The sequence below is a fragment of the Faecalibacterium sp. DFI.5.82 genome (assembly GCF_029076575.1).
GTDB classification, from domain to species: domain Bacteria; phylum Bacillota; class Clostridia; order Oscillospirales; family Ruminococcaceae; genus Faecalibacterium; species Faecalibacterium duncaniae.
In genome coordinates this window covers 1-291 of record NZ_JARFIS010001049.1, presented here as the reverse complement: position 1 = coordinate 291, position 291 = coordinate 1, and the positions used below count along the sequence as shown (strand labels likewise).

The 291-nt window shown below is 47.8% G+C and carries 1 pseudogene; it reads right to left on the bottom strand.

The features are described 5' to 3' along the window. Positions 1–14 precede the first annotated feature (14 nt). Positions 15–291: pseudogene (locus P0G09_RS20080) on the bottom strand (hypothetical protein); the annotation flags it as partial.

Here is a 291-nt window from a genome sequence, read left to right as displayed (position 1 = left end):
GTACCGAAAAGCCATTATTTCATTTTGTCTTTTGCAGTAATGTAGGGCTTCAGGTCCTCTGTTCCTGAAATCGTCCATGCGTTCGGGTGCCCCACCCAATATCCGTCAACCAACAGGCGGTCCATGAGATTCATAACGGACAAGATGACCAGCAGCTGCCAGAAACCCTGAACAAAGCCCTTTGCACTGTTTATCCCATAGACACAGACCAGCACATAGCTGATATAGCCGGGGACGCAGACGGCTTTGTAAAGTAGAGAATTGCGCTTGATTTTCTCGTGTGTTGTAAGT